We start from the raw sequence: 25,078 nt of genomic DNA on the forward strand, positions 1-25,078 counted from the left end.
AGCCCCGCAAGTGCGGGGCTTTCTAAAAAGGTAAAGTGCTTTTTTAAAATTTAATGCTGTATCCTAAAGAAAATGCTCTTCCTGGACTTCTTTTAGAGAATGTTTGGTTTGTTGCTCCAAAAGATTCATATTCACTTTCTACATCATCATTCAATAAATTAGAAACTTTAAAGTTTATGCTCTGGTTGTCATTTTCACCTAAAGTTTTAGTAAAATTAAAGTTTAAATTGTGATAAGGCATTGTATAAACATCTGGAACAAAACCATTACCCACAATTTGTAATGTTTTTCCTTGAACATTATAGAACATTCCCATTTGAATACCATTTTCTTCTCCTTTGTAGTTTATTCCAGAGTTTATTAAAAATGGTGATTGTCCTTGTAACTCACGATCATTTCCTAAAGTTTCTCCATCTCTTAAACCAAGTGTTCTAAGGTTTCTTTCACTTTCACTATATACCTGAGTAGATTTAATTATTGATGTATTTAAGTTAAAACTTAAATTACTTAGGTTTTCGGAAATAAAACCAAGGTTTTTACGCAACTCAAATTCTAAACCAACAACATCTGCGTCTCCTAAATTTCTTGGAGTAAAGTTGTCAGAAGAAGACTCAAAATACGTTAATTCAATAGGATCTGTAAAAGACTTGTAGAAACTACTTATAGCTATCATTTCTGCATTTTCACCAAACCATTCCATTCTAAAATCAAAATTGTTAATGTATGTTGGATCTAAATCAATATTACCTATAAATGTGTTGTTAGATAATGGGTCAAATATCTTAGCAATAGATGCCTCTTTAAAAGAAGGTCTTGCCGTAGTTTTTGCGTAGGAACCTCTTAGATTTATTTGCTCTGTTAGTTCATAAATTAAATTGGCAGTTGGGAAGATATCAAACTTATCAATTATGGTTTCATTATCAAAAATTACCTTTTCGGGATCACTAATGTCTTTATTATCCTCACCCGTATATTTAGATTCAAATTTTTCAGCTCTAAGACCTACAATGGTCCTTAATTTACTACCAATTTTAAATTCATTAGAAACATAACCAGCAATATTTTGTTGTGTAGCTTCATAGGTATTTGCAGGTTCCGCAATAGAAATGTCCGGGTCAATATAAGATCCAGAATTATTATTTACAGTCCATAAATTTTCTGGTAATAAAATATTGTCACCAATGCCATTATAAACAGAAGTATTAAGATTGCTTTCTATTTCAAAATTTTGAATTCCAAAATCTCGTTGCTTGTAAGCTCCATAACCACCAAATTTTAGTTTAGCATCTTTTTCTGATAATTGATACTTTCTTGTTAAATCTAATTTAGCAACTGCATTAACTTCTTCTAAATCTCTCCAAATTCTTTTTGGTTGATTGTTTTGAGGTATTGAAAACACTCCTTCTTCTACCTGGAATGATGTGGTTCTAATATCTTTATCTTCAATTCTAGATAACGTAGGAGACACTGCCCATTCTGTTGTCCAAGACGCATCTTCATTGGTGTGAGTTCCGGTTAATAATGCATTGGTAATAGAACGTTGTGTATATTCTAAGTTATCTTTAGCAAACCTAATAAAATCTGAAAAGTTAAGTGTTTGACTAAAGATACCTGCTGTAGATTCTCCGTTTTGCAAATGCAATAGGTTTAATTTGTACTTGGATCTTTGTGTTTTAAATGAAAGCCCAACCAAACCGCTAACTAGAACATTGTTTTTTCCTATATCACCAGTTTGCGTTCTATCCGTTAGTAATTCGTTTTCTGAAGTATCAGAATTTCTTCTGTAAAAATTATTTTCAGCTCCTTCGTAAAAAGTAGTGTTGTTTTTATAGGAAACAGAAGCTAAAAATCCTATTCTGTTTTCACCAGCACCAACGTTGTATTGATTACCTGTTGTAAAACCAAGACTATAATCCATAAAACTATTATCTCGCGCAGCAGATAATATGGGGCTAAATTGTTTTGTAATAGTTGTTAGTCGTGGGTCAAAATCAAAAGTATTTGGAATGTCTTGTTTTTTATTAATAGGAATATCTCTAGAACCATTGTCAAACCCTAAAAAGTCAGTTTTACTACCTTCATAGTTTAGGTAATCACTATTAAAATGCATATCTGGATTGTATGTTCCACTTATACTTAAACTATGCTCTTTTTTAGTTGGATAATCTTTAGTTACAATGTTTACCATACCTCCTGTAAAATCTGCAGGAACATCTGCGGAAGAAGATTTTAAAACCAATACATTATCAATAATATTTGTTGGGAATATATCTAACTGAATGGTGTTTCTATCAGGATCTAATCCAGGAATGTCTACCCCATTTAAAATAGATTTGGTATACCTGTCTCCTAATCCTCTAACATAAACATATTTACCTCCTTGAACAGATACTCCAGGAACACCTTTAATGGCACTAGCAACATTACTAGAACCCGATTTTTTAAAAGATTCTGCAGACAAACCATCTAATACGTTAACTGCTTTCTTTTGTATGGTTAAAACCGCTGTTTCAGTATTCTTTTTTACACTAACGGTAAGGACAACTTCATCTAAACCTTCGGCAAGTACTTCCATATTTACATTTACAGTAGTTACATCTCCTTCTTTAACAACTACATCAGTAATTTCCACCGTTTTATATCCTAAAAATGAATAGGTTAAAGTGTAGGTGCCTTCATCTAATGAAAGGGAGTAATTGCCATCAAAATCTGATGTGGTTCCTGTAGTAGAACCTTTTACAAGAATATTTGCAAATGGAATTGGATCATTAAACTCAACGTCAATAAGAGTGCCAGTTACCTCTCCCTTTTGGGCCATGGCAAATTGAAAAAATAAAAAAACTAAAACGAGTAATCTAAAATTTAACTTCATATAAAATAATTATAATCATAACAAACTAAATGCCCGCCACATATTTGGGGCGAGCAATTAGCTAAATATTTTGTGTGTTTGTCGAGACTAGAATCCTAAACTTGCTTTTGTATTAGCATATGTCCATGCTAATTTTGATACATCTGCACCAACAGTTTCACTACCGGCAGCAACTTCAGTTGTCCAATCAGCGGCTAGCTCTGTAAAAGTAGGCGCCAAAATAATAACATCTTCTCCATCACCAGTTTTCTCTATAAAAATAGAATTATCAAAACCAACAACCTCCCAAGCTTCAAATAGTAACAAACCATCTAAGTAGTTTTGAGCTACAGCATTATTATCTAATTCAACATCTTTACCATCTTGGAAGCCAATAGCATAAACATTTTGGGTTGTGCCCATTGCATTACTTCTGTAATCTGCATATTCTCCATTTGGAGCAGTTGCACTACCAAAAATAGTAGCGTTCTGTAATGTAAAAGAACCAGTAGCAGAACCTTCAGGTCCATCTATTTCAAAACAATGGTCAGATGCTTCACCAGCAACAACAACTGCATTATCAATAGTACCAGAGTAAGCTTGGTCAATATCTAAGGCATCATCCCCTTGTGCCCATACCAATAAGTTGGTTGCATTTACAGTTCCACCAAAGAATTCTATACCATCATCAACATTGGCTACAACTTCAACATTATCAATTATAGTCCCTGAACCAACAGATCCAAGTGTAAGACCATTTATTTCGTTTCCTTCACCAATTAAAGCACCTCCGTGACGGATAGAAACATATTGTATTGTACCCGAGTTGTCCGCATCATTAGGAGCATCACCAGGGCCGTATAGTCCAAAAGTATCATCTGCAGGAATTCCTTCTATTTGTACTTCGGTAACATCGCCTTTAAAAGAACCGGAAGCTCTACCTAATACTACTAAACCACCCCAAAGACCTCTATTAGTTTCATCTAAATTCGTTCCAGCTGTTTGTCCAACAACGATATTGTCAGATTCTGCAGTGAATATAATTGGATTATCAGCAGTACCAACAGCCATAATTTTCGATTCTCTTTGTACAATTAGTGCAGAAGCTAAAGAACCAGAGCCAGGTTTACCCTTAATAATGGTACCTGGTTCAATGGTTAAAGTAGCGCCTTTTCCAACTACTACTTTACCAGCTAAAGTGTATATTTTATCAGCAGTCCAAGTAACATCTTCAGTTAATTCTCCAGATACATTTACTATTTCCGCACAGGACCCACCAAAATCAATATCAGTTTCATCACCATTCATTATGCCATCGTTACAAGTTGCAGTTGCAAGAGTACACGGTTGGCAATTTGGACCACCACAATCTACACCAGTTTCTCCTTGGTTTTGTATTCCATCATTACAGGTAGCGGTTACATCTATAATAGGGGGCTCATCATCTTCGGAACAAGAATTAAAGGTAAGAGCAACCGTGGCTAACATAGCAAAGAATAATCTTTTCATTTTAAAAGTTGTTTTAGTTTTCATTTTCTTTTTTTGAGGCAAAGCCATATTAAAAATTACACTGCAAATAAATCACCCTACTGTAAAAGTGGTGTTACTACCGTGTTAAACATTTATTGCATTATTGTAATTTTAATGTTATGATATTAAATGAATGTTAACCGACTTTATGGTAATAGTATTATCTTTACTTTTGGGCGAATGAACCAATTTAAGACCCATGAAAAAAAAGGATATTAAAATACTTTTAGTAGACGATGAGCCGGACATTCTGGAAATTGTAGGCTACAATCTTTCCTCAGAAGGATATGAAGTCTTTACTGCCAAAAATGGAACAGAAGCGGTTGCAAAGGCCAAGAAGAAAAACCCACACTTAATTATTTTAGATGTTATGATGCCAGAAATGGATGGTATAGAAGCATGTGAAATTATTAGAAACACTCCTGGATTGGAAAACACAATTATTACCTTTTTAACAGCACGCGGAGAAGATTATTCCCAAGTGGCCGGTTTTGATGCAGGTGCGGATGACTATATTACTAAGCCAATTAAACCAAAAGTATTGGTAAGTAAGGTAAAAGCATTATTAAGAAGGTTGAAAGAAGATGATAATAAAACCGAAGATATTACGAGAGTTGGTAATATTGTAATTGACAGGGAAGAATATAAAATTATAAACAATGGCAAGGAATTAGTTTTGCCAAGAAAAGAGTTTGAATTACTTGCCCTTTTAACTTCTAAACCTAGTAAAGTGTTTAAAAGAGAAGTTATTTTGGACAAAGTATGGGGCAATGAGGTTGTTGTTGGTGGTAGAACCATTGATGTGCATATTAGAAAATTGCGTGAAAAAATAGGGGATGACCACTTTAAAACCGTAAAAGGTGTTGGGTATAAGTTTGTGCTTTAATGGCAACAGGATTAAAAAAGTCATATAGATTTGCGTTCTTTTCTTCATTAATCATTGCTATTGTTTTAGCCCTTCTTCTAACAGGGTTTATGGTTTATAGAAATAACTTGGATTATGTTTTTCTAAGTGCTTTAACCCTTATTGTTTTTCTTACTTCCTTTTTGATTATACAGATTAGGGTAGAAAAATTGATTTATAAAAGGGTAAAGAGAATTTATGACGATGTCTCTTTGCTCGAGACTTCCTCTTTTACTTCCCGCCCCATTACCACAGACATGAGAACCTTGACCAAGGAAATTGAAAAATTTACTCAGGACAAAAAAATAGAAATAGATACCCTAAAGATTAGGGAAGAATACCGAAAGGATTTCTTGGGAAATGTATCTCACGAGCTTAAAACCCCTTTGTTTACTGTCCAAGGTTATATTTTAACCTTACTGGATGGTGCCATGGACGATGAAAATGTGCGCAAGAAATATCTAAACAGAGCCAGTAAGGGTGTAGAAAGACTTATTTATATAGTTAAGGATTTAGATTTGTTGACCAAGTTGGAATTTGAAGAAGCCAATATGGAATGGGAAAGTTTTGATATCCTAGAACTTATTCAAGGTGTTTTTGATCTTTTGGAAATGAAGGCTGCAAAAAACCAAATTTCCCTAACGTTTGATATGGAATATGCAGACCCTATCTATGTTTGGGCGGATAAAGGAAAAATACAGCAAGTTGTTTCTAATCTACTAGTGAATTCTCTTAAGTATGGGCATAATAAGGGAACTACAGAAGTAAGTGTTGAAAATCTTATTAAGAATAAAGTAATTGTTCGGGTGACCGATAATGGTGAAGGAATTTCGGCGGAACATATCCCAAGGTTGTTTGAACGTTTTTATAGGGTGGACAAAAGCGGAAGTAGAAAAGAAGGGGGTTCTGGATTGGGGCTTTCTATTGTAAAACACATTATAGAGGCTCATGATGAAAAAATCTATGTGGAAAGTGTGGAGGATGTTGGTTCTGAATTTTCTTTTACCTTGGAGAAAGCACAAAATAAGCCTGAATAATCCAAAGCTGTATTAAAGCTTTTTAGACCTTCATATTCATACACTTTTTCTAAATCTTCTAACGTGAAATCTTCTTGTTTAGAGTAAGGCACCAATCCATTTTTTTGTAGTCGTTTCGCCAAATATTCTTGCTCAAACTGGCCAGGGGTGGGTATAAAAAAGGCTTTCTTTTCCAACTTTGCCAAATCTAAAATGGTGGTATAACCAGAGCGGCATAAAATTAGCTCACTTTTAGAAATAGAGTTTTGTAAATCATGAGACTGCATAAAATTGTAAAAAGTCACTTCCGCATTTCCAATAGTCTTGTTTTCGGTTTTCTGTGAGTTCTCAATAACACCTTTTACAAAGAGTACTTTCCCATTATAACTGGAAATTTCAAACATCAATTTATCTTCTAATAAAGTTCTTTGTGGCTCTGGCCCAGAGAGTAATATCATTAAGTCATATTTTTTTACCCCATCAATTTTATTAAATCGGCTAAGTGGTCCTAAATATTTAATATCCAAAGAAGAGTTGTTAATGTGCCCCAGTTTTCCAGATAGGTTGGGTTTGGCTTCCACATCGGGTACCCAGCATTCAGTATACTTTGATATTATTTTTTGGTGAACCTTGGAACTCATCCACGACGTATTTCCAGTAAGTACATTTAGTTGATGTGTTATAAAGACAGAAGGCACTTTTTTGCTATAAACCCCTAATCTGTTGTCAGAGATAATACCATCCAATTGCAATTCTTTGACCAATTTTTTGGTTTCTTTTTTCTCTTTGGCCATGGCTTTTAGAATTTTAGGAGAGTCCCAAATCATTTTTAGTTTAAAGTTTTTTCCTTTTTTTGCATACTTTATTTTGTATGATGGTAATTTGGAAAATTCCAGATTAGGAAATTCTTTTTGTAACAAAGAAAGCGCTACACCGTCTGAAGCTATAATGGGTGTATGTCCGTTTTCCATTAAGGCATTTATAATGGGAATACACCTCGTTGCATGGCCAAGTCCCCAGTTTAAAGGGGCTACTAAAATACGTTTGGAATTAATCATAACAACAAAGGAACTAAACCTAAAAGGTTTATAGATTTCCTTAGTTTTGTCAAATCATTAAATTTTGGTTTCCGTGGGGAGCAAGAACAAATTAAAGAGGTTTAAAGAGAACGAAACTTTTAAAAACGTAATTCAACCAAATAGGGAAGAAGTCCAGCATGGACTATTTTCTTTAAAGGGAAAATGGGCAGCACATTTTGGAAACAATAATCCCATTGTTTTAGAACTAGGTTGTGGAAAAGGGGAGTACACTATTGGTCTAGCAAAAAAGGAAAAGAGTAAGAATTTTATTGGAATTGATATAAAGGGGGCTCGTTTTTGGCGTGGTGCAAAAACTGCTATAGAAGAAGGGCTAAAAAATGTTGCTTTTTTACGTACCCAAATAGAATTGGTAGACCTTCTTTTTGCAGAGAATGAGGTGTCGGAAATTTGGATAACTTTTCCAGACCCACAAATAAAATATAAGCGCACCAAGCATAGAATGACCAATGAGTTTTTTTTAAAGAAATACAAATACATCTTGATTGATGGAGGAGAAATAAACTTAAAAACCGATAGTGAGTTTATGCATGGGTATACTCTGGGCCTTTTACATGGGTTAAAACATGAAGTTGTGTATGCCAATCATGATGTATATAAGAACGAAGGAAGTCCAAAAGAGGTGTTAGAGATTCAAACTTTCTATGAAAAACAGTATCTTGAGAAAGGAAAACCAATCACATATATAAAGTTTAGGATTAACAAACCATGACCCACTTGCTCATTCTTTTTTTTGTTACTTTTTCTGCCGCCTTTATGGCAACAGTACCCCCTGGACTTTTAAATATGAATGCTGCTAAAACAAGTGTTGAGAAAGGAAAAACAAATGCCATTATTTATAGTTTAGGAGTTTCTACCATGATAATGATACAGGCTTATATTGCCGTTATCATATCCAAATTTTTACATAGAAATCCAGAGATTATAGATTTACTTTTAAAAATTGCGTTGGGTGTATTTGCTTTTTTTGCTATCTATTTTTTTGTCCTTGCCAAAAGAGACAAAAAAAAGAAAATAAAAGCGGTGAAAGTGAGTAAGAAGAATAGCTATTTTAAGGGAATGTTATTGGCTGCCGTTAATTTGTTGACCATTCCGTACTACAGTGGACTCAATGCCATGTGGAATGCTTCTGGCTGGATTAAGTTTGAAATTTGGGACATCGTGGTTTTCATTTTGGCCGCTGGTTGTGGTACATTCACAGTTTTGTATTTATATACAGTGTATTTTAATAAATTGGAAACCAAGACAAATCGATTTTCAAAAAATTCCAATTACATTCTCAGTGCTTTAATGTTGTTACTTTTGGTCATTACCATTTTTAGGATATTTTATCAATAAGTATGAAGCCAGAAAACAAGAACTTCTTTGAAAAGGTATATGAGGTGGCCAAGCAGATTCCTCATGGGCGGGTAACATCATATGGTGCCATTGCTAAGCATTTGGGTGCTGCACGTAGTGCTCGTATGGTAGGCTGGGCTATGAACGGTTCTGGCCTTAAGGAAGATGTTCCTGCACATAGAGTGGTAAATAGGGTTGGCTTATTAACTGGGAAACATCATTTTGATGGCACAAATCTTATGCAGCAACTACTCGAGAATGAAGGTATTAAAGTGAAGGATAATCAAATAATTGACTTCCAAAAATACTTTTGGGATCCAGCCAAGGAACTTCTGTAAAGTTTAAGTTTAAAGTTAAAATAACTTTAAACTCAATACTCTAATTTCTGAGCTCTCAACTCTGATTTCTAAACTCTGAAAACCTTATCTTTGTAATTTAGAATCAGTTTAAACGACTGTTGGCGAATATGATATAATGAAATTGAATAAAAAGGACATTCTTAAGGCATTAGAGAACATTACCGTTCCTGGGGAAGGCCAAAATATGGTAGAAAGCGGAGCTGTGACTAATGTTATGGTTTTTGGAGATGAGGTTGTTGTGGATCTCACTATTAAAAACCCAAGTTTACAGGCCAGAAAGAAAACGGAGGTGGAAATCTTAAAAATTATCCACAGAGAAGTATATGAAAAAGCTAAAATAACGGTGAACGTTAAGGTGGATGCGCCCGCTGCAAAGCCCAAGGTCAATGAGATAAAAGGAAAGCCAATTCCCGGAATTAAAAATATTATTGCAGTAGCATCTGGAAAAGGAGGAGTTGGTAAATCTACTGTTACTGCTAACTTAGCGGTTACTCTTGCTAAAATGGGATTTAAAGTTGGGTTGTTAGATGCAGATATTTATGGACCATCTATGCCCATTATGTTCGATGTTGCTCAAGAAAGACCTTTGTCCATAAATGTGGATGGAAAATCCAAAATGAAACCTGTTGAGAATTATGGGGTGCAATTACTGTCTATCGGGTTTTTTACACAACCTAACCAAGCAGTAATTTGGAGAGGCCCCATGGCCTCAAAAGCATTGAATCAAATGATTTTTGATGCACATTGGGGAGAGTTAGATTTTATGTTGTTGGATTTACCTCCTGGCACTGGAGATATTCATTTAAGCATTATGCAAGCTATGCCAATTACGGGTGCTGTGGTTGTTAGTACGCCACAAGAAGTTGCATTGGCAGATGCTCGTAAGGGAGTTGCTATGTTCCAACAGAATTCTATTAATGTACCTGTTCTGGGGATTATAGAAAATATGGCGTATTTTACCCCTGCGGAACTTCCAGACAATAAATACTATATCTTTGGTAAAGAAGGGGCTAAATATTTAGCAGAGGATTTAAAAGTTCCTTTTTTGGGAGATATACCATTAGTGCAAAGTATTAGAGAAGCTGGGGATGTTGGTAGGCCAGCAGCAATGCAGACAGCCACACCAATTGAAGCTGCTTTTGAGGAATTAACAAAGAGTGTGGTATCTGAAGTAGTAAAAAGAAATAAAGATTTGCCTCCGACAGAGGCAATTAAAATAACAACAATGGCAGGTTGCTCTGCTGTTAAAAAGTAGTTAGAATGACATCAGAAGAATTAAAAACTAAAGTAGAATTGGCGCTTGAAGAAATCCGCCCTTTTTTGCAAAGTGATGGAGGAGATATATCCTTGATTTCTATTGATAATGACACTTCTGTAAAAGTAAAATTAGAAGGTGCTTGTGTAGGTTGTAGTGTAAACCAAATGACACTTAAAAGTGGAGTAGAGATGACCATTAAAAAGCACGCGCCACAAATAGAAGAAGTGATTAATGTTGGATAAATGATTACGCCATTCTTTTTGGTATGATATATGATTCAAATTTTAGTGATTTATTTCCCAAACTTTTTATAATTCCAATTTAAAACCCTAATGTCCGATATAAAAATTAAAATAACCGACCGTGAAGGTGTAATGCACGAGGTGGATGCTCCGACCGATATGAATATGAACCTTATGGAAGTGGTTCGTTCTTACGAGCTAGCACCAGAAGGAACTATTGGGATATGTGGTGGCATGGCCATGTGTGCCTCTTGCCAGTGCTATGTGCAATCCAATCACGAATTACCTGAAATGTCCGATGATGAAGAAGCTATGTTATCTGAGGCATTTAATGTTGAAGATAATAGCCGTTTAGGATGCCAAATACATATGACAGACAATTTGGATGGCTTGGAAGTTGTTTTGGCTCCAGCTGAAGACTAGGAAATGGGATATAGGACTTTTTGGAATGAATATCAGTTATATTTTCATCATGAATTTATAAATAGTGATGATTTTCCACAGGAAAAAAGAAAACTCATAAAGAATGATATGGGTTCTTTTTTTATCAATAATGATTTTACTATTTATCAAGAAAAAATACAGCCATTTGATGAAATAAATGAATTAGATTTCAAAAGAAATTATATTGGTTTCATAAGAATATTACTCAATTTACCTCCGAATAAAGTTGATGATTTATTAAAATTTCACTTTGAAAAATATCAGAATAAGAAAGAAGATTTTTTAACTTTTGTTTATCATCAAGTAAAAGGTTCTAAAACAACTCAAGGAGATAAAGAACTTCCTCAGCCACAAAACAAGTTAATTCTTTTTAAATGGTGTGAAGAGAAAATTGATAAACAAAGTAATATAACATCTGAAAGGATGAACACAAAAACTTTGATAAATAAATTTAGAATAGCAGAACTTAAGAAATTAGAATCATCAAAGTTTGATTTTGCAAAACTAATTCAACTTCTTGAAGAGATTAATGATAATTATTCGTTAAACAACTATTTTGGTGTGTCAGCTCTTAGTAGGGCTATGATTGATCATGTTCCACCAATATTTGATAAGGATAACTTTACTGAAGTTGCTAATAATTATGGTGGTGTTAGTATAAAAAAAAGTTTTAAAAGATTAAATGAATCCATGAAAACGATTGCTAATATACATTTACATAATCAAATTAGAATAAAAGAACCTCTACCTAATATAAATCAGATTGATTACGGCCCAGAATTAGATTTATTATTATGTGAAATTATATCAATAGTACATGATAATGATAAATAGTTTAGGGGTTTAATCCCTACTATTTTTTAAAATTAAATCCTTGCCTGATACGTAAACAAATTATAGTATCTGCCTTCTTTGGCAATTAGTTCATCATGGGTGCCCTGCTCCGCAATATGACCATTCTCTATTACTAAAATTTGATTTGCTTTTCTTATTGTGCTTAATCTATGTGCAATAACAAATGTGGTTCTACCTTTTGTAAGTTCTGCCAAACTTTTTTGTATCAATGCTTCACTTTCTGTATCTAAACTTGAGGTAGCTTCATCTAAAATTAAAATTTTTGGGTCGGCCAAAACAGCTCTTGCAATCGCAATCCGTTGTCTCTGTCCACCAGAAAGTTTTACGCCACGTTCCCCAATCAAAGTTTCCAACCCTTCATCAAACCGGTCTGTGAACTCATCTACATAAGCAGCTTTTACGGCTTTTTTCAACTCCTCTTCTGTAGCATTTGGTCTTGGAAACATTATGTTCTCTCGGATAGTGCCTTCAAACAAAAATTCATCCTGTAAAACAACTCCTAGATGTTTTCTAAAGCTGTTCAAATTTACTTTTGAGACATCAACGCCATCAATGCTAATTTTTCCAGATTGAGGATTCAAAAAAGTAGCGGCTAAACCAGCGATGGTAGATTTTCCAGAACCAGAACTCCCTACAAGAGCAGTTACAGAACCAGATTTAGCCTCAAAACTAATGTTATGTAGGACTTCCTTGTCTTCTTCATAGGCAAAAGAAACATCATTGAAAATAATATTACCATTTACCTGTTCTAAATCAATAGTTCTTTTTTCCTCATCCATTTCCGCCGTTTTGTTCATTAGCTCTTCTGTACGGTCCAAACCTGCCAGGGCCTCTGTTAATTGGCTTCCAATATTGCTCATCTGCATAATGGGAGCAATCATTAATCCCAATAAAAAAGTGAACTCTATATATTCCCCAGTAGTTAAGTCTCCAAACATTATTTCATATCCGCCAAGCCCCATAATACCTGCTGTTGCCAATCCTAACAAAAAGGTAGAGGAGCTAGATATAAAAGCTGTTGCGGTAAGGCTTTTTTTTACATTTTGGAATAATTTTTCAACACCACCCTCAAAAACTTTGTGTTCTTGCTTTTCAGCATTAAAACCCTTTATTACTCTAATTCCTCCTAAGGTTTCGGTGAGTCTACCTTTTACTTCGGCATTTATTTTCCCTCGATCTCTAAAAACAGGGCGAATAATTTTAAACGCTTTTAATGCAATAACAGCAAAAATTGCTAATGGCACTAATGTAAACAAAGTCATAGTTGGACTAATTCGTAATAACAAGATGAGAGATACTACGGCCGTAATAGTACCACCTACCAATTGTACCAGGCCTGTGCCAATAAGGTTTCTTACCCCTTCTACATCGGACATAATGCGAGAAACCAAAGCACCCGATTTTGCATTGTCAAAAAAACGAATAGGCAAGGAAAGCACTTTTTTTTGTACTTGTGCACGTAGTTCTGAAATTAAAAACTGAGCCTGTACACTAAGAATTTTTGTGAGTAAAAATGAGGTTATGGCCTGTACCAAAAGAGCTACTACTACCACAATTACTAAAACTTTTAGCAGTTTTACATCCTTGTTAGGAATTATATCATCAAAAAAATATTTTAAAGACATAGGTGTTACAAAACTGGCTGCTTTACTAATAACAATCAAGATTAATCCAATAAACACCAAATTACGTTTAGGCCATATTATGGTTTGAAAAGCTTTAAGAATACTTACTTTTTTATCGGGCATATAAAGGGAGATTCAATTTTCTGAAGAAATTCAAACCAAAAATATGGCAATTAAGGGACTATAGAAGATTGTTATGATTTTTTTAAGATTTAAATTAGTATTTAATCTGCAAGTCAGTTAATTTCAAGCATCAAAATAAATATGATATGAGATTTTTATTTCTGTTTTTATTGTTGGCATCAATTTCATGTAAGACGGATAAACAGTCATCAGAACTGGAGATGTGGCAACAACAAGCAAAGAACATTACAATTATCCGAGATGATTTTGGAGTGCCACATATTTATGGAAAAACAGATGCGGATGCAGTATTTGGATTGTTATACGCACAATGTGAAGACGATTTTAATAGGGTAGAACAAAATTATATATGGGCCACAGGTAGGTTAGCGGAGGTTGAAGGAGAAGATGCTCTCTATAGTGATTTGCGCGCCAAGATGTTCATGACCAAGGAAGAGGCTATTGCAAACTATGAGAAAAGCCCAGAGTGGTTGAAAAAACTTTGTGATGCATTTGCTGATGGAATTAATTATTACTTACATACGCATCCTGAGGTAAAACCAAAATTACTGACACGTTTTGAGCCATGGATGCCTATGTACTTTAGTGAAGGCTCCATTGGTGGTGATATAGAGCGTATTTCTACTCGAAAAATTAAGGCTTTTTATGAAAGTGGAATGGAAATACCAGAACTAGAAGAACTTCAAATTAAAAAAGAGAAAGAAATGGCTGAACCTCAAGGCTCTAATGGAATTGCCATTTCAGGTAAATTGACACAATCTGGTAATGCCATGTTGCTTATAAACCCGCATACTTCGTTCTACTTTAGAGGAGAAGTACATGTTGTGAGCGAGGAAGGTTTAAATGCCTATGGCGCTGTAACTTGGGGACAGTTTTTTGTCTATCAAGGGTTTAATGAAAAAACAGGTTGGATGCATACTTCTACCTATACAGATGTAATGGACGAGTTCAAAGAGAAAATCGTAAAAATGGATAACAATTTGCTCTATCAATATGGAGAAGAATTAAGACCTGTAAATAAATCAGAAATTATTTTAAAATATAAAATAGGGGACAGTTTAAAAGAAAAAACCTTTCCAACCTATCGTACACACCATGGTCCCATTACCCATGCTGTTGATGAGCAGTGGACCGCTTCTGCAATGATGTGGGAACCTGTAAAAGCTTTGGAGCAATCATTTATCCGTACCAAACAGGATGGGTATGACGGTTTTAGAAAAATGATGGATATTAGAACCAATTCATCCAACAATACTGTATATGCAGATGCTGAAGGAAACATTGGGTATTTCCATGGGAATTTTATCCCTATTCGTGATACTATCTTTGATTACACTAAGCCAGTCGATGGGAGTAACCCTAAAACAGATTGGCAAGGATTACACACAGTTGATGAAAATATACTGCTTTTAAATCCTGAAAATGGATGGTTGCAAAATTGTAATTCCACTCCTTATACCTCTGCTTTGGAATTTAGTCCAAAAAAAGAAAATTATCCCAAATATATGTCCATAGACAGGGAAAATTTTAGGGGAATCCATGCTATTAAGTTATTGACCAATAGAAAGGGATATACGATTGATAGTTTAATACAATTGGCTCATGACCCTTATTTACCTGCTTTTGAAGCTTTGATTCCTAGTTTGATTGAAGCTTATGATAAAATTGATAGAACAAAAAAGTTGGGAGCACCTATTGAAATTCTTAGGAATTGGGATTATAAAACTTCCAAAGAGGCTGTTGCCATGACTTTAACAGATTATTATGGGACTTTATATATGCGAAAAGGTATGGTTCCCACAGGATTGAGTTATATGGAGCGGGTAGCATATTTTGGCACCAAATCTACCTTTGATGAAAGAATATCTATTTTTAAGGAAGTGGTTCAACAATTGGAAAATGATTTTGGCTCATGGAACATTCCATGGGGAGAGGTCAATAGATATCAAAGATTGAATGGAGATATTCGCCAACCTTTTGATGATACCAAACCTAGTATTCCCATTGGTTTTGCATCTGGGCGTTGGGGAGCACTAGCTGCTTATGGCGCAAGATATAATAATAATACCAAGAAAATGTATGGTACAAGAGGTAATAGTTTTGCAGCGGTAGTAGAATTTGGTAAAAAAGTAAAAGCAAAAAGTATTTTGGCTGGCGGACAAAGTGGCAACCCTAACTCACCATATTTTAATGACCAGATTCAGCGCTATGCCAATGTAGAGTGGAAAGATGTTGCCTTTTATAAAGAGGATGTTTTAAAAAGGGCAAAAAAAACTTACCATCCAGGAGAGTAGTTAATCTTCTTGAATAATAATAAGTGAAGCCTTGGAACCAGTTGACAGATTCCATCTTTTAGAATAGATTACTTTTCCATTTTCATCGTATACATCCACTTGAGCTGTATTTGGACCAGATGTACCTTGGTTTAAGGCTTCAAAATCCAATCTATTAAAACCTTTGTCTAAGTCAATATTTATACCTTTAAAAGCCCCAGTAAGCAATAAATTAGGCTCTACAACCATTTCATTGGCGTAGATTTTTACTCGGTCGCCATCTACATATTCATGGTCCCTACAAACAATGCCAACAAATTTGGCAGTTGTTTTAATATCACCCAAATATATATCTCCATAATGTGATTTATCCCCCGCTTTTTCTTTTTCACCTATTTTGGCATCTATGACCATATCGTGCCCAGCTTGTAACAGCTCTTTATCTGGTAACATTTTGACTTCTGGTTTTTTGTCCAGATCCAAGGGTTCCGGAACAACAGAAGGGATATTTAACCTGGAAGAAGGATTTGGAGTCTCGGGCAAATCTATTTTGTTGTTCGCAGGTTCAATGTTTAAGGATTGGGTTTGGGTTAGATCTGTTTGCGAAAATACACCAACAGAGAGCATCAAAAAGAACAATACTATATAACAATGTTTCATAGGCATAAGAAGTAGCTAATGCACAGTAAAATTAACAAATACCTTGCCAATAGGTATTTAAACTCCTGTTAAAAAGGAATTTTGGGGTTGTTTTTCGATAAAAGGAACAGGGGCAACCCTAATTCCACACATTTCTAAGGAACTCAATGAAGTTTTTATTCATGATGTTTTCAATATCTGTTTCATTATATCCTCTTTTGGACAACAATAAAGGCACTTTTTGGAGATCAGCAATTGTATCTAAATCCGCGGGACATTGCTCTTTTCCAAATCCACCATCTAAATCGGTACCAATACCTATATGTTTTGTGTTGCCTGCCAATTGGCATATGTGGTCTATATTGTTAATCATTTGTTCCAAAGAAACCCCCATTCCGTTGGGCGTGGACTTTCCCCTTATCCAATTTGGAACCATCATCCATGCATCCAAGGCGATACCAATGACTGCATTTCTATTAATTAGTTCATTAATTTGTTCATTAGAAAATTGCCTGTTATGGTCTACAAACTTTCTGCAATTGTTATGGCTTGCCCACACAGGGCCGTTGTAGACTTTCATGGTTTCCCAAAAGCTTTGGTCACATAAGTGAGTGGCATCCAATATTAGATTTAGGCGCTCTATTTCCTTTAACAACTCTTTTCCTTTAGAGCCAATTCCACCAACTGAATTGGTACCGTGTGCATACGTTCCCGGTCCATAGTGGGCCGGCCCGATGGCTCGTAAACCTTGCTCATAGGATTTTTCCAAATAATCAATGGTAATGATGGAGTCTGCCCCTTCCAAGCTTAAAATATAGCCAAGGGGAGTTTTTGCATTGTCTTTTTTCCATTGCTGCAAATGGACATCCAATTGTTGGGTATTCGTAATTTGAACTATTTCACCAGCATTTTCCATGGCCCTGTACCATGCCAATTGCCCTTGTGTCTGTGCCCATGCTTGGTGCGGTGAATTCCAGCCTGGCAATGAGCTTTCTTTTTTTACGTACCGGGCAATTTGAGTAGCCACACAAATACCGATATTACCTTTTCTTAGAGCTTCAAAGGAAACTGTATTTTTTCCTCTATCGGGTTTATCTGTCATGCCCATTTCGCTTTCACGAATCTCATCAACAGACCACCTTAAATCTCTGTTCCATTCCAAGGCATTCATTGATAAATCTAAATGTGCATCTAGTATAAACATAATTAAATAGATATTTTTTGATCTCTTGCGGCTACATTCCAATGACCAGTTACCATTCCATCAACTACTGTAGTGGCACTTTTATATTTAGCTACCGTGGGACAAATGTGCATGGGAATGGCATAGCAAGAATCGCCTATGGCATATTTTGATGTGTTATTAGATTGAATAACTAAATGTTCTTCACTTTGACCTATTTGTTTTAGCCCATTTCCGTTCATAATTTTCACTCTTGGTAATAACATTTCCGAAGCAACGGATTTATGTCCAAGATCTAAACACATGATGTCCGAATTTGGTTTACTAATTACTCGTGTAAATAAAACAGCAGCACATAAAAACCCTAAATCCGGGAATCCATTAGTGTATCCTTGATCCCAGAGTAAAGTTGTTCCAGGACTGGCTTCAATACCTTTTCTTTTACAATGAATTGGGAAGGTAGGGGAGCCACCCGCCACGATATTCTTGACAGGGATATTTAGGGCTTCAATATCTTTTTTTAGTTGTATAACGGTATCAAAAGCAGCATCACATTTCTCTTTTCTTAAAGAAAAATCAGATTCTCTAATGTGCCCATCGTATGCATGCAACCCTTGGGCATTTATATTTGGATTGTCATCCATGGCTTTAAAGAGTGCTACAGCATTTTCATTTGGAATAATTCCTGTTCTGTTCATTCCACAATTAATATCCATCCAAATAGCAACATTTGTTTTTTTTGATGAGGCTACCTCAGCAATTTCATGTAGAGATACAGTATTGTCTACAATGGTCGAAAATTTGGAATTGGGATACTGCTCAATTAATTTAAAAAACCGATTCACATTAGCCCCAACAGGCTGCATGGCCAAAAGAATATCTGGGGCGTTGCTCATAGCCAGTAGTTCTGCCTCTGCAATGGTAGCGCATTTAAACTTAGTGATACCATAGGCCAGTTGTAGCCTAATAATTTCAGCCATCTTATGAGTTTTAATATGCGGTCTCAGAAATTCTGTACCACCAGACATTTTAATCATTAATTGAATATTATGCTCAATCCTATCTGGATACACCATTAGTGAGGGGGAAATTACGTTTTCCGTATTGTTTAACTTATACCATTCTTTGTTTCCCATAATAATGCTAATGAAGCTGAAACTGAGCTTCTATTTCTACAGGGATACCGTCAGGAAGCATCATACCAACGGCACTTCTTACACCAACACCTAAGTCAGCCCCAAAAACATCGGCCATAAGCTCACTAAAACCATTTATGACCAAAGGATGCTTAATAAAATCTGGAGTACAATTGACCATTCCCAAAACTTTTACGACCCTTTTTATTTTATCTAAATCCCCAAAATGAGTTTGTATGGTAGATAACATGGTAAGTCCAACTTGTCTGGCAGCTAATTTTGCCTCCTCCATGGTTAGATTATCACCTGCTCTGCCCATCATTAAGGTGCCATCAGGCTTTATGGGACCTTGACCAGAGACATATAAGAAATTATCTACTACCAATATGGGTCTGTATAACCCAGCTGGCTTAGGTGCAGGAGGTAAAATTAATCCTAACTCTTTAACTCTTTCCGAAGGTAAACTGCTCATAAATTAAACAAATAAACTTAAAATTAATGTTCCTATTAACCCCACAACACCAACAGTTGTTTCCATGACTGTCCAAGTGGATAATGTTTCTTTTACTGATAGGTTAAAATATTCTTTAAATAGCCAAAAACCACTGTCGTTTACATGAGAAAGCATAAGACTACCGGACCCAATGGCCAAAACCATAAGTTCTGGACTAACTCCTGTTCCCGAGACCAATGGAAAAACAATCCCGGCAGCGGTAAGTCCAGCAACAGTGGCAGAACCTACGCACACTCTAATTACTGTGGCTATTAACCAAGCCAAAATTAAAGGAGAAATACTGGTGTCTTTTAGGGATTCAGCAATATAAGTACTTACGCCACTATCAATTAAAATTTGCTTTAATGCCCCAGAACCGGCAATAATTAAAAGAACCATTGTAATACCAGAAATAGAACTTGAAACTGAGCTCATGACTTCATCCATCTTTTTACCACGAGCGAGCCCTAATGTATAGATGGCTACCAAAACGGCAATCAACATGGCAATTACAGGATTCCCTATGAAAAGAATTATGTCTCTTCCGGGAAAATCTACAGGGAGAACAGCATCAAGAATGGTTGAGAGCCCAATTAGAATGATGGGCAATAATGCCGTAAATACGCTAACTCCCATACTGGGCATTTCTTCGTCTTTTAAAACAACAGGGTTGTAAAACTCTTTTAGTGGAGTAGCTTTTATTTTTTTGATTGTTCTAGCAAATAAGGGGCCTCCAAAAATAATGGCGGGTATGGCGACAATCATTCCATATAGCATTGTTTTACCAATATTGGCATCAAAAATTGTAGCGATTCCTGTAGGGGCAGGATGAGGTGGAAGAAATCCATGGGTTACAGATAAAGAAGCCAACATAGGTAACCCAACATATAACAACGGTAGTCCTGTTGCGGCGGCAACTGTGAAAATTAATGGGACCAAGATTACAAAGCCAACAGAATAAAACATGGGAATACCTACAATAAAACCTGCAATTACAACAGCCCATTGAATGTTCTTTTTCCCAAAGGATGAAACTAGTTTAGAGGTAATCCGTTGTGCTGCGCCGCTATCTGCAACCAGCTTGCCTAGCATGGCTCCAAATCCTAAAATAAGAACGAGCATTCCAAGAATATTTCCGATACCAACTTGAATGGACTGTACAACTTTGTCCAATCCTAGGCCTCCAGCAAGACCTACAAAAAGAGAAACAATGATAAAAGAAATGAATGCGTTCAGTTTGAATTTAGCAACTAGAAGGAATAAAATTAGAATTCCTACAACAACAATAAGTAATGGCATTGGATTGGTTTTAGTTAAAATTGATTAAAATCAACAATGTAAGAAAACCAACCAATGTGTGCAATAAAAATGCAATTCGAATAATCATAAAAACCTGACCAATATCATAAAATTCTTAACTAACAGAATGTAATTTTAAGGATATGAAAATTTAATTCCAAAATTATAAGATTATGGAAATCAAGAAAAATCCAAAAGCAGATTTAAATAATGATAGTGGCCTTTTTTTTGTAATTGGTCTAACAATTGTACTGTTTCTTGTATGGAGAGCATTGGAGATGAAAACATATGATAAGGAAGAAATATCTTTGGATGTTGTAGAAATGCTTGATGACATAAAAGAAGATGTGCCTATAACAGAAGCGATTAAAACACCCCCTCCACCACCCCCTCCATCTGCACCAGAAGTTATTGAAGTAGTGGAAAATGCCGCAGAGATTGAGGAAACTATAATATCTAGTACAGAGACCAGTCAAGATGCTATCATAGAGGAAGTGGTAGAAGTTGATGCTATTGAAGTGGAAGAGGAGGATGAGGAAATATCTGTTCCATTTGCGATTATTGAGGAGGCACCCATTTTCCCTGGATGTGAGGGATTAAATACCAATGCAGAAAAAAAAGCATGTTTTCAACAAAAAATACAAGAGCACATAAAAAAGAATTTCAAATATCCAGAAATTGCCATTGAAATGGGCACTCAGGGAAGGGTTTATGTGCAATTTACTATAAATAATAAAGGAAACATTACCAGAATTGTTCCAAGGGGTCCAGATAAACTTCTGGAGCAAGAAGCTGTGAGAATTGTGAGTGTTTTGCCAAAAATGATACCAGGTAGACAAAGGGGACAAGCAGTAAGCGTTCCTTACAGTATTCCAATAACGTTTAAAATGATGTAGTTAAATGTAGCTTTATATAGACAGACCTATATTAACATTTCTTAAAAACTGGTTGCCACGAAATAGAAAGACAAGCTGTTTTTAAGATGTAGATAATTGCTAAGATTTAAGCCTATAATCAATAAGCTTTTGCGGTCCTTCTAATAGAATTCGTACAATTTGTAAGGTGCCATCATCTTTGGTGGCAATTTGCCATTTTATAAGAGAAATTTGCCCATTTTCAATTTCAATACCGGTAATGCTTCTTGGGTGTACACAACTTCCATCATTAAAAAAAGGAATATCTCCTGGCTCCGGAAAACGTGGCCGATGGGTATGCCCAACTATGGTAATGAGCATTTTATTTCCTAGAATCCATTTTTTAATTCTTTTTTCAATTTTTATTAATTCTTTATAATTTTTGGCAGGACTTGTTGGGTCCGCTATGCCCCATACTTGGAGGGGTTTCCATAATACTCGAACCAAAAAACGCCCCCACCTCCAAAATTTATAATTCCACCAATCTGCTTGATGACCATGAGTTAAAAATACTTCTTGCCCACTATCTTTATGTTTTAGGACAAGGGCTTCATGATAAGTTATGCCCTCAAAAAGCTCTTCATCCCGTTCTTCTATCGGTTCAAAATAGCTGGAAAGATTTTTCTTTACATATTCTGGGTCTTTGTAGACCATATCATGATTTCCCCAAAGCATATGTAACCTATTGGACAAATGAAACTGTCGGAGTAATTTAAAAACATGTTTATGAGCCTCAAAAATGGATTCAAAATGAATATTTTCCCATAACTCGTCCCCGTCTCCTAATTCACAATATTGAAAACCTTGTTTATAATATTGATTTATGGCATGGAAATATATGTTTCTATTGTTGGCAAAATCATCGGCAAAACTATTGTCACCCCTATGACAATCGCTAAAAAGTATAAATTTAGAATCATTGTCAAAAGGGATAACCTTGGCATTTTTATAAGCTCTGGTTAATCTGGAATTGGATGACATGGTTTAATTTTCTATAAATATCATAAAAAGAGTGCAATACCCTAAAGTTTTCTTTAACAAAATTCTATACTTTCTTTTGTAATTTTATACCCACTTTGTGGACAAACTAAGACATGGTAAAACAAAAGCATAAAGATTTTCCATTAATACAATTGATAAGTTTCAACAAACTGTTGGAACAATATGATGCTATGGCCGCCGGTGAAGATAAATTGAAGGCCGAAAAAGCGCAGCGTATTATAGATGCACAAGCTCCTTATCCAGAATTAAGAGAAGGCTTTTCAGACTTATCTCTTCTTAAAAAATATAACGATGTTATTAACATTATCCTTCAGGATACATTTTCTGAAGTTTTGACTAATAACGAAATAAAAACAGCGTCATTACCTTTTGATGATGTTGTGTTTAATTCATCAAGGAGATTTCAGAAGATATTAGAGGATGCTGGTGGAGAAGGTTTTATATCTAAAATTAGAAATTATCCAGAGCACGATTTATATATAGCGGCATGTTCAATTATATTAAATATGTACTATGGATATCGTTTAGATTTTAGACGGCCTTTCTTTTACGATATACCAGACACACAAGGTGTAATGAGGCATTATCGTATTTTGTACAATGCGGATTTTGTTGAAATTTCCCCGACAGAGAATGCAAAGAAATTGACACAAGAAGACGTAGACGAATTACTGGATAATTTTGATAATCTAGAATTATGGAAAGAGAAAATACCACCAAACAGCTTTGTTTTTAAGGGATTTGTAATATCTAATATGTTTGATGTTACTGTAGAACACTCCATTTCAGAAATTAAATCGAGCTTAATTTCTTCTAATAAAAGAGGAAGCGATAATTTTATGGATAATCTGCAAGAAACCTTCCGGTCGTTTTTTAACCTCTCAGATTTACGTGCTGGTTTTGTTACTTATAACCCAAAGGAGAATCAATTTGAGCGTGTTTTAGGCAAAAAAATGGAGAGTTTTATTTTAAGGGACAAAGATATAGAGGTTTGTAATGAAGCATTGTGCCAAGGTTCTTATGAAAAGCTTTTAAAGCAGAATGAATATTTTTCCATATCTAACGTAGATAAGTACTATGACTTTTCTGGTGGGTGTGCACCCTATAAAGGGCTAAAAGAGCAAGGCATTAAAAGTGCAGTTTTTGCACCCATTGCACAGGATGGAAAATTATTGGGGGTATTGGAGTTGGTATCTACAACAGTCAATTCATTGAACAGTATCAATGCCAATAAATTGGTAGATATAATGCCCTATATTGTTTCTGCGGTATTACGTTCCAAAATAGAAGAAGAAAACTTAATTGATGCCATTATACAACATGAGTGCACATCTGTTCATTCATCGGTATATTGGAGGTTTGAAGAAGAGGCGAAAAGATTTATAAAGGAAGAAATAGAAGGGAATCAACCTTCTTTTAAAGAAATTGTTTTTAATGACGTACATCCGCTCTATGGCCAAATTGATATAAAGAATTCATCCAAAGCAAGGAATGAAGCAATTAAAACCGATTTGCTAATTCAGCTATCTGAAATAAACAATGTTCTGACAAAAGCATGGGAATTGGAAAAATTACCCATTTATGAAGAATTGATTTTTAGGGTGAACAATCATATTGATGATATTAAGGAAGTACTCTATACAAATAGTGAGCAAGCCATTTTTAATTTTGTAAAAGAGGAAGTAATACCTGTTTTTAAACATATTAAGAAAACCAATAATAAATTGGCTGAACAAATTGCCGTCTATGAAAGTGGAATAAATGAGAGTACAGGTTCTTATTACGACCATAGAAAGAATTATGATGAAAGCGTAATGATTATCAATAAGAAATTGGCTGCTTTAATTGATGCAAAACAAGAAGAATCACAGTTGATGTTTCCACATTATTTTGAGCGTTATAAAACAGATGGTGTAGAGCACAATATGTATATAGGTGATTCTATAGTAGATGGGAAACAGTTTGATTCTTTGTATTTAAATAATCTTAGGCTTTGGCAATTGCAGGTGATGTGCGAAATGGAGAACGCTCATTATAATTTAAAGCCAGAACTTTCAGTTCCTTTAGATGTAACATCATTGATTTTAGTTTATAATACCTCTTTGTCAATACGTTTTAGAATGGATGAAAAACGATTTGATGTGGACGGCACTTATAATGCTAGATATGAAATCATCAAAAAAAGAATAGACAAATCACTTATAAAAGGAACAAGGGAAAGACTTACCAAAACGGGTAAAATGGTTGTTGTGTATTCTCAAAAGAAAGATGAATTGGAGTATTTAAGATATATTAAGTTCCTTAGGTCTAAAGGTTATTTTGGAAAAAAAATAGAAATTGTAGAGCTAGAAGGCTTACAAGGAGTTTCTGGTTTAAAAGCAATTAGGGCAGAAATATTATACAAAAAAGGCAAAGAACAAGAAAAGACCTATACCTATGAAGACCTTATGGAAGAATTAAAGGCATAGATTCATCC

General features: G+C 35.0%; 22 protein-coding genes. 12 read left to right on the plus strand and 10 right to left on the minus strand.

All coding sequences use genetic code 11. The features are described from left to right. Nucleotides 1-43: 43 nt before the first annotated feature. A complete protein-coding gene (locus tag AC000W_RS02255) occupies nucleotides 44-2,872 on the minus strand; it encodes a TonB-dependent receptor (protein WP_474745654.1) in 2,829 nt (942 codons plus the stop codon). Nucleotides 2,873-2,959: 87 nt separating this feature from the next. Further along, nucleotides 2,960-4,360, minus strand: coding sequence for a hypothetical protein (locus AC000W_RS02260; RefSeq protein WP_474745656.1), 1,401 nt, complete (start codon nucleotides 4,358-4,360; stop codon nucleotides 2,960-2,962). Between the two features lie 220 nt (nucleotides 4,361-4,580). Here AC000W_RS02260 and AC000W_RS02265 point away from each other — a divergent pair, with 220 nt between their 5' ends. Together AC000W_RS02265 and AC000W_RS02270 are read left to right on the plus strand one after the other, a co-directional pair. Next, nucleotides 4,581-5,267 (plus strand): response regulator transcription factor, encoded by a 687-nt coding sequence (locus AC000W_RS02265; RefSeq protein WP_474745658.1) that lies wholly within the window; start codon nucleotides 4,581-4,583, stop codon nucleotides 5,265-5,267. Then, a complete protein-coding gene (locus AC000W_RS02270; protein ID WP_474745660.1) occupies nucleotides 5,267-6,322 on the plus strand; it encodes a sensor histidine kinase in 1,056 nt (351 codons plus the stop codon). The genes AC000W_RS02265 and AC000W_RS02270 overlap by 1 nt, the downstream gene beginning before the upstream one ends. On the opposite strand, the gene AC000W_RS02275 is transcribed toward AC000W_RS02270, so the two are convergent. Then, a complete protein-coding gene (locus tag AC000W_RS02275) occupies nucleotides 6,247-7,359 on the minus strand; it encodes a glycosyltransferase (protein ID WP_474745662.1) in 1,113 nt (370 codons plus the stop codon). The genes AC000W_RS02270 and AC000W_RS02275 overlap by 76 nt on opposite strands. Before the next feature lie 73 nt (nucleotides 7,360-7,432). Here AC000W_RS02275 and trmB point away from each other — a divergent pair, with 73 nt between their 5' ends. The 7 genes from trmB to AC000W_RS02310 all read left to right on the plus strand — a co-directional run bounded on the left by trmB (nucleotide 7,433) and on the right by AC000W_RS02310 (nucleotide 11,873). Beyond that, nucleotides 7,433-8,110, plus strand: coding sequence for a tRNA (guanosine(46)-N7)-methyltransferase TrmB (trmB, locus tag AC000W_RS02280; protein ID WP_474745664.1), 678 nt, complete (start codon nucleotides 7,433-7,435; stop codon nucleotides 8,108-8,110). Next, nucleotides 8,107-8,736, plus strand: coding sequence for a LysE family transporter (locus tag AC000W_RS02285; protein WP_474745666.1), 630 nt, complete (start codon nucleotides 8,107-8,109; stop codon nucleotides 8,734-8,736). Before trmB ends, AC000W_RS02285 begins: the two co-directional genes overlap by 4 nt. A 2-nt stretch (nucleotides 8,737-8,738) precedes the next feature. Further along, complete coding sequence (locus AC000W_RS02290) at nucleotides 8,739-9,074, plus strand: MGMT family protein (protein ID WP_474745668.1); 336 nt, start codon at nucleotides 8,739-8,741, stop codon at nucleotides 9,072-9,074. Nucleotides 9,075-9,210: 136 nt separating this feature from the next. Beyond that, on the plus strand, nucleotides 9,211-10,350 hold the full coding sequence (locus tag AC000W_RS02295; protein ID WP_474745670.1) for an Mrp/NBP35 family ATP-binding protein: 1,140 nt from the start codon (nucleotides 9,211-9,213) through the stop codon (nucleotides 10,348-10,350). A gap of 5 nt (nucleotides 10,351-10,355) precedes the next feature. Continuing rightward, nucleotides 10,356-10,595, plus strand: coding sequence for a NifU family protein (locus AC000W_RS02300; protein WP_474745672.1), 240 nt, complete (start codon nucleotides 10,356-10,358; stop codon nucleotides 10,593-10,595). A 90-nt stretch (nucleotides 10,596-10,685) separates the two neighbouring features. Continuing rightward, nucleotides 10,686-11,018, plus strand: a complete 333-nt coding sequence (locus tag AC000W_RS02305; RefSeq protein WP_474745674.1) for a 2Fe-2S iron-sulfur cluster-binding family protein — start codon at nucleotides 10,686-10,688, stop codon at nucleotides 11,016-11,018. Between the two features lie 3 nt (nucleotides 11,019-11,021). Further along, entirely contained in the window at nucleotides 11,022-11,873 is an 852-nt protein-coding gene (locus tag AC000W_RS02310) for a hypothetical protein (RefSeq protein WP_474745676.1), read from the plus strand. Nucleotides 11,874-11,905: 32 nt separating this feature from the next. Here the strand turns inward: AC000W_RS02310 and AC000W_RS02315 are convergent, their stop codons facing one another. After that, nucleotides 11,906-13,642, minus strand: coding sequence for an ABC transporter ATP-binding protein (locus AC000W_RS02315; RefSeq protein WP_474745678.1), 1,737 nt, complete (start codon nucleotides 13,640-13,642; stop codon nucleotides 11,906-11,908). Nucleotides 13,643-13,788: 146 nt separating this feature from the next. Between AC000W_RS02315 and AC000W_RS02320 the strand changes: the two genes are divergently transcribed. Next, nucleotides 13,789-15,957 carry an acylase gene (locus tag AC000W_RS02320; RefSeq protein WP_474745680.1) on the plus strand — a complete coding sequence of 723 codons (2,169 nt, stop codon included), beginning with the start codon at nucleotides 13,789-13,791 and terminating at the stop codon, nucleotides 15,955-15,957. Here AC000W_RS02320 and AC000W_RS02325 read toward each other — a convergent pair whose 3' ends face one another. The 5 genes from AC000W_RS02325 to AC000W_RS02345 form a co-directional block, all read right to left on the minus strand. Then, entirely contained in the window at nucleotides 15,958-16,596 is a 639-nt protein-coding gene (locus tag AC000W_RS02325; protein WP_474745682.1) for a hypothetical protein, read from the minus strand. It abuts the gene before it with no gap. A gap of 118 nt (nucleotides 16,597-16,714) precedes the next feature. Beyond that, entirely contained in the window at nucleotides 16,715-17,779 is a 1,065-nt protein-coding gene (locus tag AC000W_RS02330) for a dipeptidase (protein WP_474745683.1), read from the minus strand. 2 nt (nucleotides 17,780-17,781) lie between these two features. After that, nucleotides 17,782-18,894, minus strand: coding sequence for a D-TA family PLP-dependent enzyme (locus AC000W_RS02335; protein ID WP_474745685.1), 1,113 nt, complete (start codon nucleotides 18,892-18,894; stop codon nucleotides 17,782-17,784). 7 nt (nucleotides 18,895-18,901) lie between these two features. Beyond that, nucleotides 18,902-19,366: a RidA family protein gene (locus tag AC000W_RS02340; RefSeq protein WP_474745687.1), complete on the minus strand. Its 465-nt coding sequence runs from the start codon at nucleotides 19,364-19,366 to the stop codon at nucleotides 18,902-18,904. 3 nt (nucleotides 19,367-19,369) lie between these two features. Further along, nucleotides 19,370-20,686, minus strand: a complete 1,317-nt coding sequence (locus AC000W_RS02345) for a gluconate:H+ symporter (RefSeq protein ID WP_474745689.1) — start codon at nucleotides 20,684-20,686, stop codon at nucleotides 19,370-19,372. Between the two features lie 173 nt (nucleotides 20,687-20,859). On the opposite strand from AC000W_RS02345, the gene AC000W_RS02350 reads away from it, so the two are divergent. After that, nucleotides 20,860-21,582, plus strand: a complete 723-nt coding sequence (locus tag AC000W_RS02350) for an energy transducer TonB (protein ID WP_474745691.1) — start codon at nucleotides 20,860-20,862, stop codon at nucleotides 21,580-21,582. Between the two features lie 99 nt (nucleotides 21,583-21,681). Here AC000W_RS02350 and AC000W_RS02355 read toward each other — a convergent pair whose 3' ends face one another. Further along, nucleotides 21,682-22,581, minus strand: a complete 900-nt coding sequence (locus tag AC000W_RS02355; protein ID WP_474745693.1) for a metallophosphoesterase family protein — start codon at nucleotides 22,579-22,581, stop codon at nucleotides 21,682-21,684. Nucleotides 22,582-22,694: 113 nt separating this feature from the next. On the opposite strand from AC000W_RS02355, the gene AC000W_RS02360 reads away from it, so the two are divergent. Next, the gene (locus AC000W_RS02360; RefSeq protein ID WP_474745695.1) at nucleotides 22,695-25,070 is read left to right on the plus strand and encodes a GAF domain-containing protein; all 2,376 of its coding nucleotides are present in this window, start codon (nucleotides 22,695-22,697) and stop codon (nucleotides 25,068-25,070) included. Nucleotides 25,071-25,078 lie beyond the last annotated feature (8 nt).

Source organism: Saonia sp., from assembly GCF_056326165.1.